The organism is Stygiolobus sp. CP850M, assembly GCF_037389425.1.
GTDB lineage: Archaea > Thermoproteota > Thermoprotei_A > Sulfolobales > Sulfolobaceae > Stygiolobus.
This window is the reverse complement of record NZ_JBBHKR010000020.1, coordinates 1-22258: the sequence shown is the minus strand read 5'-3', so window position 1 is coordinate 22258 and position 22258 is coordinate 1. Positions and strand designations below refer to the sequence as shown.

Below are 22258 nucleotides of genomic sequence, written 5' to 3'. Positions count from 1 at the left end.
GGTCGACTAATATCATCTTGATTATTGTTTTAAAAACTAATAGTTATTTAAAAAATTTATCATCCCAAATTTAACGTGATTTGACTACTATATCCTAAAACATTATATTTAGTTATCGGATTAGCACTCATTACAATGCTACCCTCAAGAACAGCTTTTACTATCTCCTTCCTTTTCTTATTTCTAATGTCAAAACCCATGCCTATAATGCCAAGTTCTCCTATGAATCTATTAGCTTCATTTACGGGCAAAGGAGATAATAAAATTCCATTATTAGTAATCTTGCTACAGTTGAAGGTCTCGTTATCAAGTATACTTAGTTTTACTATCCTTCCTTCTCCACCCAGAAAAGCAATCTTACCATCTAATGCCATTTTAATTTCATTTTTATCACCAGTTAGAATGACATGAATTTCGGCATCTATCGAAACGTAATTCGCGATATACAACATTCCTTCTTTAGTAACCTTTTTATCCCTGTCAAGCCCTATTCCTAATCTAGGTTGAATGAATACAACGGATGATAAATCTTCTCTTGTTAATTCGCTCATTTCAGTATCTATCTTGTTATAGTCGATCTTCTCTTTATCTTCATCTTTATAAAACTTAATTATATCGTAAATTTCGTCTCTAATACTTTCAGATAATTTATCCAAAGGAGCTTTAATAAGAGTGAATACACCCCCTATTCTTAGTGGAACATAAGCGTAATTCTCTTTAACTAATAGAGGGCCACAAATCTCGTTTATCGGTTTCATGTTCTCCTTTACTTCATCTATCCAATTTTCCTTAACTACTCCTTTATATAATAAGGACGCTAACATTCCTGCTATTGTAGAGGGTCTAGGAATTAGTAAAGTTTTAGCATATGATGCCGGACCTTTAGTTTCTATATCAAATTCTCCAGAAGATCTTAGCATTAATGGCTCTAAAGGTTTAATTACTAAGGTTACTTTCTCACTCACTCTTCTCAGCCCCTAAGATATTGCTTAAAGTCTGAAATAGATTATATATTAAAGTCTTAGAGTTATTATCAGATTTGATTTCAAGCTGTATTAAATCTTTATAATCATTAAAACTAAATTTTAATTTTTTATCTAACCTATTTCTATTGATCAAATAGTCTAAATATATAGCTAAGAGTTCATCTTTAATTTTTCCATTATTAAGTAATTCATCAGATAAAACATTGTAAATAACACTTTTTGATAATTTTTCTTGTTTAATTAGTTCATAAAGCTTACGTAATAGTTCTAGGCTCTTAGCAATACTATTGAGATATTCGTCAATATCACCTTCATCTTCATTAGGTCTCTTAATGGATAATGGAAGAACACTAGCCGAACCCCTATATTTAACTATCACTATATCCTTTTTATAATTCCCATATCTTATCCTCTCTTTCCCATCTTCAAGTAAATTATAAGAATCCTCCAATACCAACTGTAATGGGTATTTTATATGGGAAAAGTAAATTACATAGCTACGTCCTACTAAGGGAAATAAGCTAAAATATGCGTTATTTAACTTAACAAATCCCTTACTCTCGGTTTGCATAAATTCGCCAATATTATCCCTAATTATCCCCGCTATTGCTTTACGACTCTTTTCGACGAATTCTAAAGCTTTCTCCACTGGTAAAATCGCTAATAAGTCATCACCACCTGCGTAGACCACAAAACCATCTAAATCTTCTGCTAACTTTATCTCCATAAGTAATATTCTATTTAACATGCTACTAATGCTAACGTGCCATGACGGGAACAGAACCAGTCTATCTCTTCTTAGATTTTCCTTAATAAATTCCTTGATCTGATCTATTATGTTATTTGTCAATTTCTCATCTTTTATTTCTTCTTTTATAATTTCTTTTGCTTTGCTTTCCTTATTATTTAACATAAGCTTCATAACGTTTTTATACGATCCCTCTCCCGCGTTTCCTAAATATCTCCTAATAGCTTTCTCAACAACATTTTCTTTGCCATCTTTTTTACCACCGTAAAAAGTAGAGTCTATGATACCAGCAAGATAAGGAGTTAGCTTACCCTCTAATAAGTCGCCTAGATAATCTGTATCTGCTCTAATGAGGGCATAATAAGGTGATAAAGTCTTATCTCTTGTTCTTCCAAACCATAGGGTTTCTGGGTCTTTAAGAATTAAACATCTTTTATCCTCAGGATAAGTTTCATAGTATTTCCACAAGGATATCATATCTCTTATTTCCTTGCACTCTAACTCCTCATTTTTAAACGCCTCATATTTTTTGTAAGATGCTATGTGACTCACTGACGGTATAAAAACTCTTTTACTTTCTATCTCTTCTTGTCCAAAATCCCCATTATTTACTAGAACTTTAAATACTTCCGGTCTCATACCCAATCCTCGTTTAATCAAACACCACGGACACAACTTCTCCCCTGGTGAAAGTACAACCTTTAAATCATCAAGCTTTTCATCACCTATTTGTTCCCCTATAATTCCCTTAACAAATTCCTTATACTCTTCATCACCTTTAGGTAAAATCAAAATAGCTGGTAATATACCACAAACACTGCAATACTCAAATCCTCTACTACTCTTTCCTATGGCATCTTTATAATACTCAAAGTTTGATAGCTGAGTGGCTGGAGAAGTACGGGATAACTTATGCTTCTTAAACTCACTAACTAGCTTAATATATTTATTATCAAAATCCATATAATCAGGTTCCTTGTCTTCATCCTTCTCATCATTAGGTATTTCTGTAACAATAACTCTCAATGCCAACGGGGGCTTTTCCTTGAATTCTTGTACGCTGGTTATACTCATTACTTTATTGAAAACAGCCCAGAAATAATCATTGGGATTTTTGGAAGCATATTCTATTAGGAAACTTACTAATTTTTTCCATCCTTCTCTGAACTTCTCATCTACATAATTACGGATACATTTCTCATATTTGTATCGAGAATTCTGATCTCTTTCGCATTTAAGATTTAGTTCTCTTTCAACATACCCTATTCCTGGCAATATTAAAGTGGCTCTAGCTGGGATTATAGCGTATGGAGGAATACCTAACTTTTTATATGTTTCATCATTGTTAAATATGTATTTCGTAATGAAATTAACAACTTCATGGATAACTGTCTTACTATTTTCTTTATCTTTAAGGTATTTATTGTAAATATATGAAGCAAAGAAGGGATTAAATCTTAATGACGGGAACAGCACTACATCAGCTCCAAACTTTTCTACTATGTTAATTAATACATACCACACTAGGGCTGACAATAAATAACTTGAAGCCCACAAATCTCTGAGCTTCCTGGACTTATTTATGTAGTCCGCAACACCTACTATGTCTAAACCTACTAGGAATTTACTGGTGCCATAAAACCAATTTAATATCGACGCAGTAGCGTATAAATGATCAAAAATTGAGTGAGTAGGGACTCTAGTTTCTGCTGGGCCAACCGAATAACCTTTAGCTATCCATAACAACTCGTAAAGGAAGTAAAATACGTTATAAGTCTCAACACTTATCCCGTTAAGATTTAAGGCCTTAAATACATTTGAAATATACTCGAATAACTGAATAATGTCTTCTTTAGAATAAGGATCTTTAAAGAAACATTCTGCGTTTATAGGTTCTTTTTCACACTCAATTGTTTTTAATTTGACCTGAAGCTCTGGTACTAAAAAATTCTTAAGCTCTATATTGTCATAGTTTGCGAAAAGTATCTTTCTCCATTTATTGTATAAAGTTGATGTTAAATATCTATCAAACTTACTTGCTTTTCCATCGGCACTATTAACTATAGATTTCTTATTTTTGATACTTTTTTTAATTATCTTCATTGTATTATTTTCATTTAAAAAATCTAAATGCGATATTAACTCTATCGCTATATCTTTATGCCCAATTTTATTTTGGGTTAAATTAGATAGGTACTTAAATTTGGCGTTTTTTAAAGACTGTTTCGATACACGATATCGTGTACATTTTAACATAAACGGCTTATTCGGTGGGTCATGAAGTAAAGCTGCAAACTTTTCTTTAATTATCCCTTCTAAACTCTTCATCAATTTTTCACGCTCCACGAGATTCCATTTACCGTGAATTGAGAGAAGCCTAACGTAGTCTTAGCCCCTATTCCTTCTTTACTCATTTTAAAAATCAAATCTTTTATAATCTCTTTTTCTTTATCATCCAAGTTTTGATCTTTATAATAAACTAAAAATTCAAATGTCACTCCAGGGGCAATTGCAAGTAATATTAAGGGATTAGGGCTTACCTCTGTCTCTTGCTTTACATCATTAGTATAATGCGGTGTTATTATTTCTGGTAAAAATGTATTTCGTTCCGCACTTATTGGAAATGCATCAGTTATCATTAGAAGTCCCTCATTATTCTCCGTTCCAAATAATTTTTCTACTAGTCTCTTATCTTTATCCTCAATACAGCTTCTCAAAATTCCCTTAATTTCAGAGGCTGGGATATATGGGGCATTAAATATTGGATCGAAAGAGATTCCAGATTCAAAAATGGTAAATCCAAATTGAGTGGAAACCCCTATAAATGTCTTTGAAGAAGTCTTTATCCTGACATCAATAAGGCTGTACTTTAGCTTTTCCAGTATTTCCTTTATATTATTAATTACGTCACGTAACATAGAAAAGCCCGGTTTATAGCTAATTGACAATAATTCGACTATCTGTCTTTTCTTTAAATTATATATATCTTTGATAGAATATCTTTGTTCTTGGTAATTTTTAAATCTAATATAATTTTTATATATTTCAGCGATAGGTATGTTTTCAAAATCATCTAGTTCCTTTTCACCAGCTTTATTATTGGAGTAAAGTCTAAGTATGCCTATGATAATTCCCTCTAACTGTAATATGGAATAAAGATTGATAGATTGAAAATTAGTATTTATAGATGAAAAATACGTTTCGTCGATATATTTTAATAATCTAAATAAACTCAGTGAACCTCACCCAACTTTTGTTGTGCATTTTTTATGAATCGGGCTATCTCCTCTTTGTAGGATTCAATGAAACTATGCGAAGAATTTGCATCACTATATCTGTCTAGTAGATACCAGATTAGATAATACTTATTTCCTATATATAAGATCTTAAATCTAAATGCTGAGGGAAGCCTAATGTCGTCACGTTTTCTAGGTCTGCCAAGTATTTCATTTGCAAAAGTTGGATCGTTTATACTGGTAGATAATGTTAATTCACCTAAAGCGTTAAGATATTTTAACGGATCATTAATTTCCCTTGTGTAAAGACACTTAAGTGAATAAGTCGAAATATAAAACACATTATTTACCTTACTTGTGTTTCCAATTTCATTAATCCAGTTTTCGCTTAATTTTTCAAGACTATCAAAATCTATCAACGTTCTAATAAAATCGATAATTTTATTTTCATCAGATATTTTTGAAAACTCGTTAAATAACGACACTAAATTCTCACATAAGTCGTTATCACGGCATTCAATTCTAGATGGTGAAGGTGATAATGAGCCCATCCCCCTATTCGTCATCCTTCCAATTCCTCCCAGTATTAAGTAAACAAATAATGAATAAAGAGCAAATTTTAACTTTTTAACTTTATTCGTATCTAATTCGTTCTTTTCATTTTTTAATCTTTCCGTATCCACTTTAATACTTATTGTAAACTTGACCTCTTTTGGTATTAGAACTGTCGTAATAAGATCTAAAATAATCCTCATTAACTCATTTAATTCACGATCGTTTAAGCCTTTTATTTTAAGTCCAGTATTATTATATCTAAGCATATCCAACTTGATTCTAGGTATAGATAAGAAGTCCCTCATGTTGTCTATTGTTAAATGTTTATCTAAACCTTCAAGCTTCAGCTCACCAACTCCTCTAATAGAGATTTTCTTATTATTAAAGTCAATAACTATGAATTTATCATCTGGTTTTGGATCTCTATCGTCTCTCCTAACTCTTATATTTTCTAAATTATTATAGGTATCAATATTAATAACATAAACATTTTTTCTAACATTAACATTGGGATTTTGCACCTGAATAATAATATTATTTTGACTAGATACATTTCTTTGATTAATGACTTGACCTTTTTTGAAAAAGTCTTGCAAAAATTGCCATATTTTTTCAGCCACACTAATAAAACCATCATTAACCTTAACATCAATTCTAACTAACGACTTTTTATCCTCACTACCGAAAATGTCCTCCATAACTTTATCTATTTCAGAATACGGAACGACATAGTTCCCCCGTTTAAAAATCACGCTCTCCAATAAAATCCTTGTCCACCATTTCCACAGCCCCTTTATTTCAGTAGCCCTTATTGGTTCTTCATAGCCCACTGTTAAACTTACTGGATAACTATTGTAGCCTCCAACTATAGGGTATAAAGCTATGGCATCTATGCTCAAGATTTCTTCATACATTTATTATAGCCTCCGCAAGTCTCTTTAAAGTTAATAAATAGTTCTTTGACAGTATAGTTACAATTGAGGAATTAAAATAAAGCCCGTTTAAAATTTCCTCAAGCTTTTTGGCACTCTCGCTGTTATTATTAGAGCATAATTTACCTAAGTCATTAAGTCCTAACTTATCTTTTAGTTCAGTTTTTTCTAGAAAATAAATCACTAATGCAGTAAATATTGTGTAAGCAATAGTTTGCTTTGACTCGTTTTTATCAAATTTATCAAATTTGCTTTCAGAATTATTATTAAGATAATCCAAAAAATCTATCATGACACAAATATTTGATTTCGAAAGATAAAATAGGAAAGCCGGCAAAAAGCCGCTATTTAAGACCTCCTCTGGGAAATCCCTACACCTACTTTTTAGATATTTTAAAACATCCTTATCCTCTATATTTGAAATCGTTTTAGGAAAAACATCAATTGCTAACTTGATACCATCTATCATTTTAATCAGCCCATATAAGCCTAACTATACCCTTACCTATAGTTTCATGACCTCCGATAACTAAGTAATTTAATTTATTTTTAATAGAATTAAATAATTCTAAAGTGCTCTGTGACCCACCGTCTTTCTTACCATCTTCCCTTACTAACGCCACACTCATGAAATAAGTATCATGAGGAACATATTCCTCAGACCATAAGCCCCCAATCTCAACAGTCTTTTTACTCCTGTCTATCCTTATCCTCCTAACCCTAATCAAAGACCTATTAATAATATCCTTGCCTATATTACCCTCAAAGACTAAAATAGGTTTATTCACACTGGGTGGTATAAGTCTGGAATAGTTGTTTTTTAAGTCGTCATTTTCCTTAAACTTAAAATAACTCTCATTAACTATTACTTCCAAGTTTCCATTTTCATCGACCTTATAGAACTTAACGTCATCATTCTTCCCATCGAGATTACCTTGAGTAAGTGAGAAAACAGCATCAAGATAAGACTTTGCAGTATCTAAAAGCTCAACAGTAGTAGCATAGGCATAAACTCCACTAAAACCATTGGAGACCGAAATTATCCTAGCTGGAATTAAGAGCAATACCGCGTCTAAAATTGAAACTTTAGACGCTTCATCCGCACTCTCATCCTTGCCGAATAAATAAAATACATCACCTTTTTTACTATCTTCATAAGTTCTTAAAAGAAAGGACTTTATTGAACCCTTTAAACTTGAAGCGTAAATTGTAGGGTAACCTAAACTATCCCTCTGGAAGGGTAAGTCAATCTCTTCAGAAGCAGTAGAACCACTGCCAACATGACAATTCGTAACTGTAAATATATAAAAAACATGGGCTTTCGCAAAGTAGTTAGCCATTATATAAAAAATATATTTACTATTATATATCTTTTTTACTCCAATACGTGTGATTTATGGAAAATAACCCCTTTCTTTAAATGTATAATCAAGTAAATAGGACTAGTATCCAGTAAGACCTAAAAGACTTTACGGGTCGCCTCAAAAAAGTATTCTTAAGTAGGAAAACATGTTCATTGAGACTGAGATAATCCTTCCCAAAGTCCATATTTCAATGAAAATTGTGAGAGGACTGCAATTATCGAGATCCCCCACCTTATTGTGAGGTTTCCTGTTATTGCTCCCTCTGTAAACATGTCCATTCCTACCATTATTGACCCAATGATACCATTCAAGGGGTAAAGGAAAATGTAAGGTATTGCTAACTTAACGTAATTTGAGAAGAGGAGGACTAAGAAAAATTGTAAGGCAAGGAAAGAGAATGAGAGGAATTTCCCTATGACCTCCTTATCAATCTTATAACAGAGTGTATAAACGGAAAAATACCAAAGGAGTTTTTTCTACTCTTATTTGTCGTATAATGTTCTCTTTTGATTTTAATATTTAACAAAGCTCGCTATATAGCAGCTGTTGGCTAGTAGAAACTTACCTATCAAACTCTTTCATTATCTCGTGATTAAATAAAGAATCCTAGCTATCCTCTTTAAACTAGAGGGGATAAAGCCTTCAACTATTTTTACTTCCTCACTACCTATTATTCCTAACAATTTGAAACCCAAAAGAACTACTATTAATATAACTTCCCACCAATTTGTCAAAGCTAAAAAAGATAAACCTATTAACACAAGACTTGCAATTTCCCTCCTTTCCAGTTTGAATACACCTTGGATGTGAGAAAAGAGTAAGTAGAGGAGTGAAGTAATAATCGCGTTAAAAGCTTGAGCAATTGCCGCTCCGTAGATACCTATCCTAGGAATAAGATAATAAGACACTCCTACAACCTCTGCTGCGCTAATAATGCCTATAATTATGAAAGGTCTATAATTCTTTTTTGCGGCTATCATAAAAGTCGATAAGAGTTGTAACGGCATCGTTGAAGTTAAGGACAGAATTAACAACTGCATTGAAGGAATACCCGGCACGTATTGAGGGAAAAACTTCGAAATGAAAAGGGGGGAAAAAGCGTAACCTAAAATAGCCATGGGTAGGGAAATTAGAGTCAGAATCCTAAAGCTAATCGAGGAAATCTCTTTCATGTCCCTTCCCTTTGTGTAATAATACGTCGAGGAAGGGAGAAGAGAAGAAGAGAAAGATGAGATAAGCATTGATGGAACAACTGCAGCTAAGGCTACTAATTGGTATACACCCAAGTAATAGGAGCCTAAAAGGAAAGCAGTAACTACTCTGTCCCCTTGACCAGAAATGAAATAAACGATACCGGTTAAGTATATAGGAAAACCCACCTTTGCAATTTCCTTAAACGTAGCCTTGTCAAAAGAAAACTTGAATGGGAGGTAAATTTGATAGTATACAGCTTTCATTACGGCCCCTAAAGTCCAAATCAAAATCAGGAGCTCTACACTATGGTAGAAAATTGCTATGATTGAAAAACCCCACCTGAAAATAGTGAAGACTGCGTTACCTACATTAACTTCAGTGAACTTACCTAAGCCCGTTAACAATTGGCCTTGATAGTTTGTGAAAAGATAGAGCACGAAATAAGGTATAGACATCCATAAATATGACGGAAAGAACAAGAGGAAGAGGAGGAGGGGAGATACCAGTACTGCGTAAGAGAGACTCGTATAAACTATTCTATTATAGCACTGAGAAGAAGAGTAATAATGAGCTACTTCTCTAGTAATTAATTGATAAGGTAAAATAGAGAAAAGATATCCAGTAAAAATTTCCGTGACTTGAATTATGGAAATTTTGCCTATAAACGAAGGTGTAGCAAAGTAACCCGCTATGAGGAAGAATATCAGTCCTAAAACAGTATTAAAGAGAGATGTAGAAAGAAATTTTAAAGCTCCTCTTAATGGATTCACATTATGTAAATATTAAAGAGGTTTTTAAACATTTAGCTGAAAGCACTTCGGTGTAGCGTTTAGTAATAGATTTCTCAGTTAAACCTCAGGCACAGTATTTGGTAAGATTGTCACGCGAACACTTTCAATCAACGTGATGATTCGGGAAAGGGTTTATTTATTTAGGCTTATATGACTTATTGTTACACCAAACGCTCCGAGCTATTCTAGCCAATTCCCCGACTAAAGCAGTGTACAACCTCTTTCCTTTCAACCCATGACTTTCCTAGAATTTTAGTAATGGAGTACTACGAGAGTAATTAATCTAAGTAAGGAATTAGAACAACCCGCACGACTACTCCTTACCTTTCTTCAGTATTCCCTTACTTAGAGGAGCCTTACAGTTCTACTCAACTATTGGATCTAAACCACAATAGGCTACGAAAGGTGCGGGATTAGGAAAGCGTTTAATGTCCCCAACAATAACTATTATATCATTCCTGAATTAAGTTTCCCCATCTCCGGGGTAGTTAATAACACGTGAAATTCAAGAATTTATAATTATGTTGTTTCTTCTACTTCTAAAATTTTCTAGCTTGTTTTCAAAAGCGCTTTAGATAATACTTTGACTTTTTCATGTATGATCTTTATGTACTATAAATTGTATAATTGCATTATGATGTTACTCTTAAGAGAATTCTTCAGGATTTTCTTGCCCCCATTACTAAGTTTAGGAATAATGATCTCTCTACCTTCACTTTATTAAAGGCTTTTTAGGAAGACTTATGGTGTTATTAGTTCGTTTGATGGTTGTAGTTATACTCCTTTACCTTGTTTGTGATGTTTACTAGTTTTTATGCTTCATAAAAATCTGTTTTCTTTCCTCTCGGGTCTTTCTCCCTCAACCGTATATTTGGCTTACATATAATACTCTTACTCCTTACTTTCTGAAGTATTAGCATAGTTTTACTGGGGCGATTCAGGACTCCATTGCGATTTCTATTTGTTTCTATAGAATGAAAGTGGCTTAATTGATCCTACATTAGTAACACTAAAAAGGGGACGAGCGCTAGGCCATACCGTGAGATGTTTATTCAATCACGTGGTGACCGCGCTCCCCCTTGAGGTAGTTGGGGAGGTCACGCTATTAAATGAATGAGATGGAGAGGAGGATGGGTTACGCCGGGTACAGATTCCTGAGGGGTTTAAGGTCTTCCTCCGGGGGTCTTGTACGGGCTGGAGTGGGTCACGGTGAGGTTGTCGTACTGTACAGGTGAGGAGGTGCTCAGGGAGGAAAGGCTAGTACTCAGGGCCCTCCTCCTGCCCGTGCTGAGAACGCCGAGCTCTGGCCCCTCCTCAGGTCCAACAACCCGACCAGTTCTTCAACTCCCCCCTGGAGAGTTCTGCGAGTGCCACTTCACCTGGAGGATCGTCGGGCTATAGCCCTCAACTACAACCTCTCGACCTGTTATCCCATTCTTGTAATATTGCAAGAACTCTTATTTCTTCGTAAAATGACTAAATACATTCAGTAATTCCTCCATTGAATAAGCCCAAATCAACAGAGATATTACAATTCGCAAGGGAGCCCCGAATCGCCCTTTTACTGAGTATGCATCTATTTATCTGATCATTATTGATAGTTTCTCTAAGAAGTTCTTAAACGTTAATTTTATCTAATTTCGAGTAAATTATTGCATTAAAACTAAATTTATACAAATTTTCCTTAAAGAGTTGTTTATTACAATTTTATATCTTTTATTGTGTAAAATTTTCATTACTCACGTATTCCTTGAGGGGGCTTGAAGATCACCTAGTTACGTTAAGGTTAAGCGAGAAGGAGGAGTAAACATGAGATAAATATCTTCCTACAACAAATCTCAATGGTATCCTTGGTCTTATAAGGAAATAATTATCCTTAACCGCATAAGCCCTTCCACTATCAAAACATGGCTTGTAATACCTTAAGCGGCGCTTAATAGATTCCAATTAGGCCTCCTAAAAGGGAAACAGCAACTTCAGGTGATTATATCAGGCAAGATCGACATAGATATAAGGAAAACCTAGGATGACGTCCGTTAGTGCTTACTACCGATATTAGCGGAAACATTCTTGATCAACGTATAAATTATCATCCTACTCTCACCTAGAAAGAACAGAGCTTTTCCTTTTTATGCCCTTCATTTTTTAAAGTCTTCTCACATGTCCTTTATAGCTTAAACGTTTGCGGGTCTAGGTTTCACGAGATTGTATCTTAGCTAGTAAAGCTGTACTCATAACTCGAATTTCTTTTATTCTATTCCTAGTTACAGTAGTACTATTTTTAATGTTCACGTTGTCCGGCATTCTTGTTGTATTAAGTATTTTCCAGATCAATCGTCTAATGTTAGTTCTATTTTCTTTTCTTCTGCTTTTCTCGGTATATCCGATCTGGGCTTGTATCTTAGACCGTCAAGACCTTCTTTCTTGTACCTACTAATTCATCATCTTATTATTAGATAATATCTTGTTCAGCATTTGTGAAACTTGTTCTTATAATTTACTGTCTTCTATATACAACTTCACCGCGTAAATTCTCTCCTAATCTTCGCGTCCTTCTCTTCCTCGCAAGCTAAAGCTAAATTTCTGTAATTCAAATTAATAATACTAATTTACAAACTTTTTCAGAAACACTAAGGTATAGTTTTACTCTTAGATTTCTTAATTTTACTTCATATTATTCTAGAATTTCCTAACTGCATAACATTATGTTTATAACGTAACAAAGTTATTGATAGTGTACTAAATGTTATCAGGGTAAAACTTTTGTTTTGTTTTTTGTTTCATTATTGTCGTGAGAAAGGTTTTAATAATAGGCGAGGCAATAGTAGGAAATAATAATTCTGATGCAGTATCAGGTGGAAGTATCAGAAGTACAATTTTCCTGTCTAAAGTATCTAAATATTTTGATAAGGTTTATTATATTCCAAGTATTTTAGGAAATCTTAAACGAGTCCCTAAATTCGGAGAACGTTATGTAGAAGATATTTACCGATTCTCTGGAGTCTATAATCTAGAAATTCCTTTTGATCTATACTCAATTCTGAATCTAAACCACAAACATTTTTTCGATATCAGATTAATCCAGTATATCAAAAGTAAGCTAAATGATAATTATGACCTAATCTATGTAACAAGTGAAGCCTTTACTGATCTTAATCTAGCCATTCAAATTAAATCTAGATTGAGAGGGTTTATAGTTCATGGGTCATGGATTAATGGTGGATATTTAGATGAGATTAGATATATATTGAATACCTATTCATGTGTTAATCCTCTGCTTTCTGTGAAAAAATTAAGCGAGAAATTACTATTACACATGATGTTTAGGAAAATTTTTTCAAGCAATAAATTAAATTTTGCTATCTATATAAATACTAATTCATTGAGAAAATATTCGCTGTTCAAATATAATATTATCACCAAGAGACTTTTCCCTGGGATAGCTATAAACTTATATGATAACCATAATATTTCTAAAAATAAAGAAGGTATTGTATCTATATCTACGGCATTTACTCCATTTAAAGGACTATGTAGGTTGATAAAGTTCTTAAAAATATTAGGTCAGAACAATGATGAGATTAAACTGACATTAATTGGAGATCTACCTAGAATCGCTCAGAAACAAATTTTTAACTTAGTTAAAAATAAAAATAATGTAATAAAAATATTAGGTAAATTACCCCATGAAGAAGCTTTAAAAAATCTTAGAAGCAGTAAACTCAATATTAACTTTTCTTATAGTGAAACTTACAGTTTTGTGAATTTAGAGTCTATAGCTAACTATACGCCAGTGATATCATTTTACAACGGGACTGAAGAAATATATAAAAACATTAAACCAGTAATATTTGTTCATAATGAAAAAGAATTGTTTCATATAGTCAAAGCGTATTATAATAAGGATTTAGATTATTTATTTGATGAAACTGTTAAAGATTTTTTGAAAAAACATTCAAATTGGGATGAAATAATACAAAATGAAATAAAAATCATTAAGTCCTTCTCCCCTTGATTCTTATTACAATGGTTAAAACACTTATTATAACATACAATGAGATCGAAAGATAGTTCAAAGTTCTGTATGTAGTTTCTCCTTTATACTTCAATATAAAATGCGTAATATTAACATGGGATATATTAAAAGCTTGTAAGCCAAATGGTCCTTCAAATCCCTTTATCTGCTTATTCCCATAAACTAAAATCCAATTAGGGTCATATTTAAAATCAAGAATTAAATAGTAAACTCTCCCTTTAATTTCATTAATATTAATATTAATGAAATTATAATTTTGTACAATATTAATTTTTTGAGCATTTGTGAAATTCACTATGTGTATAATCTGAGATATATTTAAATTGCTTAAGTTAGAGGAATTAAAAGGAACTAAATCCAATGGATATCTAGATAATAAATTATTATATATAGATACATTAATGCTATTATAAACAAGTGAGAAATCTTTAGAGCGTGAAAGCGTAATGTTAACAAAATTAGGTGAACCCGTTATAAAGTAATTATACCCCCAATTAGATACCGTAGGACTATCATAGGCATGAGGCCATGTAGTATTATAAATATAATTCATAACTACTATATATTTTATGCCACTAAAAGCCAACAAATAGCCGAATTCTGTTATATTTTCATATAAGAAACAATTTGCCTCTTCGGCGTAACTTTTAGACGGAAAATATGCACTAAAACCTGGTGAGATAATCGGCATAAAATAATTAGGTAAAAAATTTTGAGGATATGGTGCCATTGGAATCATAGTAGAATATAGAGAGTATCCATAAGACAGATTTTGTTTAATTAGAAAATTTGATACGTTGATGAATGGATATTTTATTTCATGATAATAAAATATATCTTTATAACTGAAATTAAAGAATTCCTCATCACTATACGCCGGCCATAAACTTGTATGTATAAAAATCCCAAATTCAGACAAAATTATAAATATAAGACTTAAATATAGTAATTTTCTTTTATCAGCTTTTACTAATTTTAAAATAAATATAGCTAATATAGTGAAAGAGAGCGGCGTTATAATTCCTGCAAAGTAAATATAGTGTATAAGTACTGCCAGAATATAACTTTTTGCTATACTATATACAAAAGATGAATCTCCATTTAAAACTTGACTATATATATATACAAGTAGAGTCATGTATGCAAGGACAATAGCAGATATCTTTACCAATCCTTTTCTACTTATAAATAAAAATAATGTAGAGGTAATGAACAATGAAAACAAAATAAAGTGAAATGTAGAAATTCCAAAATTCGTCTTGAATACATTTAGATAAAGTGTATATCCATAATTTTGATCGCTAAAAAAAGCTCCCTTTATTATAAAAGTATTAACAATAATAAATAGATTTTGTATATTTAATATAATTGATACAATTAATGTAGAAATTATTTTTAAAATTTCCAAAAGCTTTTTATATTCAAATAATAATTGATATATGATAAATGGAATCATTATAGCGAAGATAAATGAACTAAACTCAAACGACACACTAATTAAAAAGGTAGAAATGAGAATGCTTAATAATACATCATTTTTTGTAATTTTCTCGAAAATTGCTTTAAATAGAAGTAATAAATAAAAAGGTATAAAGCTTTCCATAAACATAAAACCTTCTTCCCCATTTAGAAAATTATTTAAGATAAAGGGTGATATTGAATAAACTAACGAAAGTATTATTTCTATTAAATCCGTAGTATAGCTGAGTCTTATTTTTTCTAATTTGAAAATATAATCTACGAAGTTCAGAAATAAAATTGAGCTAATATAAAATGGCATAATATATATAATCCGTTGTACAATACTTGGTCCAAATATTACAGATAGAATACCTTTAATAATATAGTAGATAGATATGGTATTTGGACCTCCGAAATTATAAAAGACATAAGGCAATTCTAAGTAAAGCATGTCTTGTTCTAGATGATAAAAGGGTGGAAGTTCATCAGTCAGTTGGAATATATTTGGATTAACTACAAAGTCAGAAAATATAATGGAATATATAGAAATTAAAATTAAATAATTTCTTAATTTTCTGCTGTTTATTTTAACCAGTAGTTTAGCCAAAGCAGATGGCATATCCTCCCTTAGTAATGATTATTGCTTCTGTATATATCTTCTTTTTTCATAATAGTTGTAACGGTTTAAAAATTTTATCGGTATAAAATATAGAAAAATCTTCAGAAAAGGTTGCTTAATTAAGAGAATAGACTTGTTAAGACTTGTTAACAGATAATATTTGAGAATTAGCAAAAATTTTTCCTTAACAACACCTTCCTTAAGCTTATCGCTAAACAACTCAACCTAATAACTAGTACCTTGAGAAATAAGATAATAGAACTCATCCTCAACATGATCCAACTCGGGATTATAGTAAGTATTAAGCCAACTCTTCAAATCCTTCCAGTTCAATAGGGTTTAAGTCTGGAGAATAGGGAGTAAAGTAATGTTAAGCCTAGAAGCAACCGTTAAAACATAAGAACTCTTATGAAAACTAGCATTATCCAAAACAATATTACCGGAATTCCTAACCCTAAGCAAGTAAAGAAAACTAGCGAAAAACCCTAGAATATTAGAAGGAAAAACTCATAAAAACCAGAAAACCATCAATCAAAGGAATACAACCAAGACCATTAACTCTAGGATAATCAGATGGCAAACCCGAACGCCTAACCTTAGAAGGGTCTTGACGAAAAACCACACTCATCCATGAAAAATGTCTTAACACCCTTCTTAATACACTTTAACCTCTCCCTAAGTATGTCAACTGCATCTATTGGCCTCTTCTTATGTAAGGTTTGATGTTAGGGTATTTTTGGCCTTTTCCTTGTTATCCTCCAAGCGGTCACATAGCTTATTTTCACCTTGAATTTCTCTTCAATGTAATTGCTCCTCTTATTGTCTCCCCTTATAATTCTTGTACACTTGTTTCCCTCTTAAATGGTCTTGGAGGAGAGGAAGAGCCTAGAAGAATTCTAAAACTAGAAAATACTCTCAAACTTTTACATAGATTGTCTACTTCTATGTTTCCTAACTTGCTAGTGTCTAGCGAAACTGATAACGAAACGATTACAGGCTCGTAGTTACTTAACCTTTTTATTCCCTTGGCAAAATTTATTCAGCAGTTATGGGAATCTTAGGGAGGTAATACCAAGAAGTCGGTATTAGCGAGAAGTTTTTAATTTTAGACGTCTTCATACTGAAAAGATGTCAAACGGAAAAGGACAAATCGAGTTAGCTAAGGAGAAGTTGGTCAAGGCAGTGAACAAAGTCCTGGGCGTGATCAGGAGGAACGGGAGGAGCAGGAAGGTCGGGTTAGCACTGGTCCTCATGACCCTGCTAGGTGGTAGGGCCAGCGTGAAGAATGCTGCTGAGACATTCGGGTTGGACTACGCAAACCTGCTGGAGGCGTTGGGAGAGCTCCACGATGCGTGGAGGGACTACTTAAAGGTCCTGTCGGGGCTGGTGAAGGGTGAGGTGGCCGTAATCATAGACGACACCGTGGACCACAAGGAGTACTCCAGAGGAAAGGACGTGAGCCCCCACGGGAACTACTGGATCTACTGCCACACCCACCGGAGGTTCGAGAGGGGTATACAACTCCTCACGGTCGCCATAGTGGACCTCTCCACGGGCAGGACGTTCATGGTGGGAGCCTTCCCCTACGCCGTGAGGAAGATGTTGGACTTGGGGATGGTCAACGAGTTCAAGACCAAGATCGACTTGGCCAAGGAGATGTTGGACGTGCTCAAGGAGCGCTTTAGCGTGTCCATGGTCGTCTTCGACTCGTGGTACTGGTCGGAGAAGCTCGTGAAGGACAACGTAGTGTCTGAGCTCAAGTCCAACCGGAGGCTCCTCAGGGTCGAGTCGGCCCGGGGGACCCTCGAGGAGGTGGAGGGACACCTCCGAGTGGGAGACCTACCCCCAGGAGTCTACTACGCCGACCTGACCCTGGGAGACCGAGTGACTACAGTAAAATTGCTAGTCCAAGAATATAAAGGTGACTCCGGTACACACGTTAGGTACCTCTACACGACCGATCTCTCGCTCAGTGAGGAGGAGATCGAGGAGGCATGGAGGATGAGGTGGGAGATTGAGGAGCTCCACAGGGACGTCAAGGCCTTGGGACTGGAGGACTCCTCGTTCTGGAGGAGAGAGAGGCTTCAGGGGTACCTCACGATCTTCACCATCATGGTCAACGTCGTCAGGGAGCTGGTGGGGGCTCTTAACCTGAGGAGCGTGGAGGCGTTCCTCAGGTTCGTTGAACGTTATTTAGGCGGACCACCTGGGCTGATGAAAATCTTTAAGTTACGTTAAAGTCCCATAACTGCTGTAAGGAAGAATTCAAAATACTCTACGGTAGAAGATATAGCTAAATTTTGATGTTAAAAGTTTAAACCTCAAAACGCAGAAGCATTAAAGAAAAGTATGTAGCAGGATTTTGCTTAAATGCAAACACGGAAAAACATCCCATAAAGGATTTTTATAAAACACACTATGTTAAGTTGGATTTAACTAAGCACATGTTAGAAAGAATTACGTTAACCGAAAAGGCCTTATCACTCCTTTTAAATGAAAAAAGGACTATAGTTGAAATAGGGTGCGGTAATGGGAAAAATTTGAGGTATTTTAAGGAAAGGCTAGGATTTAAAGATGCTTACTGTATTGAAATTGCCTCTTCTGCTGAAGATGAGATAAGGAGGAACTGAATTACGCCTACGTAGAGGACGTTAATACATCTAAACTCCCTTTTATGGATTCTAGTGTTAATGCGGTTATTTTTGAAGAGGTTATAGAGCATATATATAACTCAGATTTAGTATTGAGCGAAATCCATAGAGTATTAAAGAAAGGAGAAAACGGTATTCTAATTTTATCAACTCCTAATCTATCATCATGGATTAATAGGCTGGCACTATTTATGGGTTATCAGCCCTTTTCTCACGACGTATCGTTTGTAAAGGGCTTCGGTAGGTTGGCATATAAAGACCAAACTAATGGCCACGCAAAATCTTTCACTTTAAGGACAATGATTGAGTACCTTGAATATTTCGGCTTCGAAGTCCTAGACAAGAGGGGACTTATTGCAGATGGTATCCCTTCATGGCCTTCTGCTCTAGATAGATTTTTCTCCCATTTTCCGTCATTAGCTTCTCACATGTTCATAGTAGCTAAAAAAGAACAGTAGTTATTAGATTTTATCTTAATTTTAAGCCAGAGCTTATCGCAAGACTCCATATAACTACTAAACAGCAGTTATGGGTCTTTCCCTTAAATATCGATCTGTAATCGAGGCGAGATCTAATAAATGCTTTACTAAAATTAAGTTATGCCTTCAACTAGTTTTTTTGTATGATTTTCCCATGTATATTCCTTCTGTATTTTAGCTATACCTAACTGTAATTCCTTATATTTATTTTCATTCATATTTTTCAGAAATTCTTTAATTTCTTTAATATTGATACCATGGATAACTAAACCTACATTATATCTTTTAGCCAAATCAGCTGTTCCCAATTCATCATTAATTATCGCTGGTAATGTATGCTGCATAGCCTCAATAAACGACATAGTTGGACCATATTCACCGTAACCAAACCTAATAAGGAATTTGCTTTTATCGTATAACTCGTGGAGTTTACTTTCACTTATACCTTCTAGTATCTCCACTTTACTTTCTATTCCTTCTTCTTTAACTTTCTTAAAAAAATATTCTTTAGCTTTTTTAACTCTCCAATTACCTACAAACAATAGTTTATAATCATCTACATTTTTTATTACCTCTACATAATCCCAGGGCTTCCTGCCTAGATCCCAAAATGAAACTGTTATTAGATAATTTTCCTTTTCTCTAAAGGATTTTTCAGAAATTTTATCCATACCAGGATAATTAGATATTGCGTTTATTCCGTGTTTCTCATAGATAGTTCTGGCGACCTTATCAGTAACTGCGAAAACTTTTTTTGCTTTAATAAATATTTTTTTTTCAAAGTTATTAATTATTTTTCCTAAGATCGGAAGGGAATAATTAGTTACCTTTTCGTGAACGAACACACTAAAAGGAATTTTGTTCCTTTCAAAGGCTTTCAAACAGCCTATTGCTGTAAACTGATCGTGGCAAATTAAATAATCAGCCTTTTCTTCTTTGGCTATACCACTAATCTTCATTATAAGATCTAGATCTACAGTACTTTCAATTCCTCTATCTCTAGCGAACATTTTTGTTCCGACGTAAAAAATCGGCGTGAATATGCCATGCCCTTCTCTTATTACTTTGTAGTCTATGTCTTTTAACATCTCTTCGTAGCCTTTAGTGTTTGTTCCCCTTAGAAATATGAGCTTAGGCTCATATCCTAACTTTTTTAACCATCTATATTCGTTGATCGCTATTCTCTGTGCTCCCGCGGTCCAAAGAGTCCTTAGGATTATGAGTATCCTCGTCATAGGGTATCCAATTATTTTGCATATTTTTAATCTTTTGCTCTTTTATATGACAGTGTCATGTCTATGATAAGCAATGTGAGGAGGAGCATGAAAAATATTAAATCATTAAAATATAATTTTAACAATATATAAATTGTAACTCCTATAACTAGGATTGGAGTAAAGGAGACTATTGGATTTTCCATTTCGTCAGCTGAGTAAAAGGGCGGCTTGAGTAAGTCTATAAGATAAAATATTATAAGTATAAATGCGGATATAAACATATTTAGGAATGAAAATAAAAGAGATAATAGCGTAAATGTAAACATTGTCATGACGTTAATCTTCCAGTTCATAACTTAGTTATTTCTTTCTCACATTTATTTTTAACACATTTATTTAGGCTGTTTAGTGATTGAGTAATAAACTAACGCAAATACAATCTGAAACCAGATAAATAAGTAAGTTGAATTGGCCAATAATAATGAACCGAACTCCAAGCTTCTAAATAAGGCTGATAGAGTGAGAATAATCGTGTAAGATCAAGATGCCAAGAATTTCTCACAAATAGATATGAATTTCAGTCTTCTTGCTTTTAGCCACTTATTCTCAACTAAGTTTATTTTTTCTAAACTTTTATGGTCTTAAGATATCCTTAACTTGGTCAGTTGGAGTGAATAGGACTTTCTTTATACACAACCCTCAATGAAGGTATATCACTCGTTATTCGGTAGAAAGTACACTTCAGTTTGTAGCTACTACAACAAAAGTCATGGATAAAACTAAGTTTAATCTTGAGAGCTTAAGGCCTAAATCCTAATTCCTTTAAGCTTTTGGCACTTAATTCCTCGATAATAGATTTGATACCGTACCGTGTCGTATTAAGTAATATAGAAGGTGAGGTATTTATTAGCCCAGACGGAAACCAATGTAGGTTTTGAACGAAAATGACAGCTTTATATTCCTCCGATTTAAATAGTTGATCTATTAAATGATTAGAAGACTTTGAAAAGGAGTACTTTTTGATAGTGAAAGAACATTAGAGAAGATAAGGGAGGTAATAAAAAGTTGAACGAACACAATAAAAACTTGTTGATAATATAATAGGTAATCATGGAATAGTTAGAATAAAGAGGAAGAATTAACTTAAACCCCAAGGGACGAATTTACTACGTTAAATATTCTCGTAAAAGCTAAAAATTGCCCCTCTAAGCTAGTAAGGATGAAAATAAGTGTTGTAATTCCGACGCTTAACAGCGAGAGGACAATTAAACTTGCAGTCAGTTCCTCTCTCAAGGTGGCTGACGAAGTAATAGTAGTTGACTCTTTTTCCACGGACAGAACAGTAGAAATTGCTGAAAATGAAGGTGCAAGAGTTCTTCAAGTGAGAGGCAGTATGTTAATAGCCAGGATTGAGGGAGCAAAAATTGCAAGCGGAGATTACGTAGTTAACCTTGATTCAGACATGTACTTCTCTGAAAACTTTAAGGGATTTGAAGAGAAAGTTATAGCATTAGGGGAAATAACTGTTGGCAAAGGCGTAGTCCACAAGTTAATGAGCATGGACAGGGAAATAACTCATAATAAGTGGGCTGAGAATCTATCAGTTGGTAACGGTGGTATAATCCCCAGAATGTATGATAGACAACTTCTATTGAAGGCTTATGAAATGATACCTTTAAACTTGAAAGACAGGCTTAACGCCTTTGAGGACAGTGTGATCTATTATAATGTTATGAAGCTGTACAAGGAAGGAAAAGTTCAGTTTATTCCTAATGCAGTTTATCACGTGGAAGACGACTCCTTTTGGCGATTTATGAGGAAATGGTATAAGTATGGTAAGAACGCTAAATTATTGAGAGGGACTGAGTATGAGAGGTTTATTTACGAGAGGAAGACTAGACCGGGGTTAACTTTTAGTGAGAAGGTAAAACTGCTACCAGTAACTTTAGTTAAGGGAATTCCGTTTGCTTTAGGATATTACCTATAACG

General features: G+C 33.7%; 15 protein-coding genes and 4 pseudogenes. 6 read left to right on the top strand and 13 right to left on the bottom strand.

All coding sequences use genetic code 11. The features are described from left to right. Positions 1–59: 59 nt before the first annotated feature. The 9 genes and pseudogenes from cmr3 to WIW89_RS13560 form a co-directional block, all read right to left on the bottom strand. Positions 60–965 (bottom strand): type III-B CRISPR module-associated protein Cmr3, encoded by a 906-nt coding sequence (gene cmr3 / locus WIW89_RS00975; protein WP_337719422.1) that lies wholly within the window; start codon positions 963–965, stop codon positions 60–62. Continuing rightward, positions 958–4062, bottom strand: coding sequence for a type III-B CRISPR-associated protein Cas10/Cmr2 (gene cas10 / locus WIW89_RS00970; protein ID WP_337719421.1), 3105 nt, complete (start codon positions 4060–4062; stop codon positions 958–960). Before cas10 ends, cmr3 begins: the two co-directional genes overlap by 8 nt. After that, entirely contained in the window at positions 4062–4682 is a 621-nt protein-coding gene (gene cmr6 / locus WIW89_RS00965) for a type III-B CRISPR module RAMP protein Cmr6 (protein WP_337719420.1), read from the bottom strand. The genes cas10 and cmr6 overlap by 1 nt, the downstream gene beginning before the upstream one ends. A gap of 284 nt (positions 4683–4966) precedes the next feature. Next, the gene (gene cmr1, locus WIW89_RS00960) at positions 4967–6439 is read right to left on the bottom strand and encodes a type III-B CRISPR module RAMP protein Cmr1 (RefSeq protein ID WP_337719419.1); all 1473 of its coding nucleotides are present in this window, start codon (positions 6437–6439) and stop codon (positions 4967–4969) included. Continuing rightward, positions 6432–6926, bottom strand: coding sequence for a type III-B CRISPR module-associated protein Cmr5 (gene cmr5, locus WIW89_RS00955; protein ID WP_337719418.1), 495 nt, complete (start codon positions 6924–6926; stop codon positions 6432–6434). The genes cmr1 and cmr5 overlap by 8 nt, the downstream gene beginning before the upstream one ends. Before the next feature lies 1 nt (position 6927). After that, on the bottom strand, positions 6928–7797 hold the full coding sequence (cmr4, locus tag WIW89_RS00950; RefSeq protein ID WP_337719417.1) for a type III-B CRISPR module RAMP protein Cmr4: 870 nt from the start codon (positions 7795–7797) through the stop codon (positions 6928–6930). 171 nt (positions 7798–7968) lie between these two features. Next, positions 7969–8255: pseudogene (locus tag WIW89_RS00945) on the bottom strand (lipopolysaccharide biosynthesis protein); the annotation flags it as partial. Positions 8256–8402: 147 nt separating this feature from the next. Then, complete coding sequence (locus WIW89_RS00940; RefSeq protein ID WP_337719416.1) at positions 8403–9785, bottom strand: oligosaccharide flippase family protein; 1383 nt, start codon at positions 9783–9785, stop codon at positions 8403–8405. Positions 9786–10170: 385 nt separating this feature from the next. Further along, positions 10171–10248, bottom strand: coding sequence for a transposase (locus WIW89_RS13560; protein WP_443294708.1), 78 nt, complete (start codon positions 10246–10248; stop codon positions 10171–10173). Between the two features lie 856 nt (positions 10249–11104). Between WIW89_RS13560 and WIW89_RS13555 the strand changes: the two are divergent. Beyond that, positions 11105–11299: pseudogene (locus WIW89_RS13555) on the top strand (transposase); the annotation flags it as partial. Positions 11300–11423: 124 nt separating this feature from the next. Here the strand turns inward: WIW89_RS13555 and WIW89_RS00935 are convergent. Further along, a pseudogene (locus WIW89_RS00935) lies at positions 11424–12400 on the bottom strand (IS630-like element ISC1048 family transposase). A gap of 197 nt (positions 12401–12597) precedes the next feature. Here WIW89_RS00935 and WIW89_RS00930 point away from each other — a divergent pair. Further along, positions 12598–13821, top strand: a complete 1224-nt coding sequence (locus tag WIW89_RS00930) for a glycosyltransferase (protein WP_337719415.1) — start codon at positions 12598–12600, stop codon at positions 13819–13821. Here WIW89_RS00930 and WIW89_RS00925 read toward each other — a convergent pair. Both WIW89_RS00925 and WIW89_RS13550 read right to left on the bottom strand, forming a co-directional pair. Further along, complete coding sequence (locus WIW89_RS00925) at positions 13802–15922, bottom strand: hypothetical protein (RefSeq protein WP_337719414.1); 2121 nt, start codon at positions 15920–15922, stop codon at positions 13802–13804. The genes WIW89_RS00930 and WIW89_RS00925 overlap by 20 nt on opposite strands. 245 nt (positions 15923–16167) lie before the next feature. Beyond that, a pseudogene (locus WIW89_RS13550) lies at positions 16168–16728 on the bottom strand (IS630 family transposase); the annotation flags it as partial. 322 nt (positions 16729–17050) lie between these two features. Between WIW89_RS13550 and WIW89_RS00915 the strand changes: the two are divergent. The 3 genes from WIW89_RS00915 to WIW89_RS00905 all read left to right on the top strand — a co-directional run bounded on the left by WIW89_RS00915 (position 17051) and on the right by WIW89_RS00905 (position 19031). Next, entirely contained in the window at positions 17051–18160 is a 1110-nt protein-coding gene (locus WIW89_RS00915; RefSeq protein WP_337719413.1) for a transposase, read from the top strand. Between the two features lie 188 nt (positions 18161–18348). Beyond that, complete coding sequence (locus WIW89_RS00910; RefSeq protein WP_337719412.1) at positions 18349–18552, top strand: class I SAM-dependent methyltransferase; 204 nt, start codon at positions 18349–18351, stop codon at positions 18550–18552. 44 nt (positions 18553–18596) lie between these two features. Further along, positions 18597–19031 (top strand): class I SAM-dependent methyltransferase, encoded by a 435-nt coding sequence (locus tag WIW89_RS00905; RefSeq protein ID WP_337719411.1) that lies wholly within the window; start codon positions 18597–18599, stop codon positions 19029–19031. Between the two features lie 134 nt (positions 19032–19165). Here WIW89_RS00905 and WIW89_RS00900 read toward each other — a convergent pair whose 3' ends face one another. Next, positions 19166–20287, bottom strand: a complete 1122-nt coding sequence (locus WIW89_RS00900) for a glycosyltransferase (protein WP_337719410.1) — start codon at positions 20285–20287, stop codon at positions 19166–19168. Between the two features lie 1201 nt (positions 20288–21488). On the opposite strand from WIW89_RS00900, the gene WIW89_RS00895 reads away from it, so the two are divergent. Then, positions 21489–22256 carry a glycosyltransferase family 2 protein gene (locus WIW89_RS00895; RefSeq protein ID WP_337719409.1) on the top strand — a complete coding sequence of 256 codons (768 nt, stop codon included), beginning with the start codon at positions 21489–21491 and terminating at the stop codon, positions 22254–22256. Positions 22257–22258: the final 2 nt, after the last annotated feature.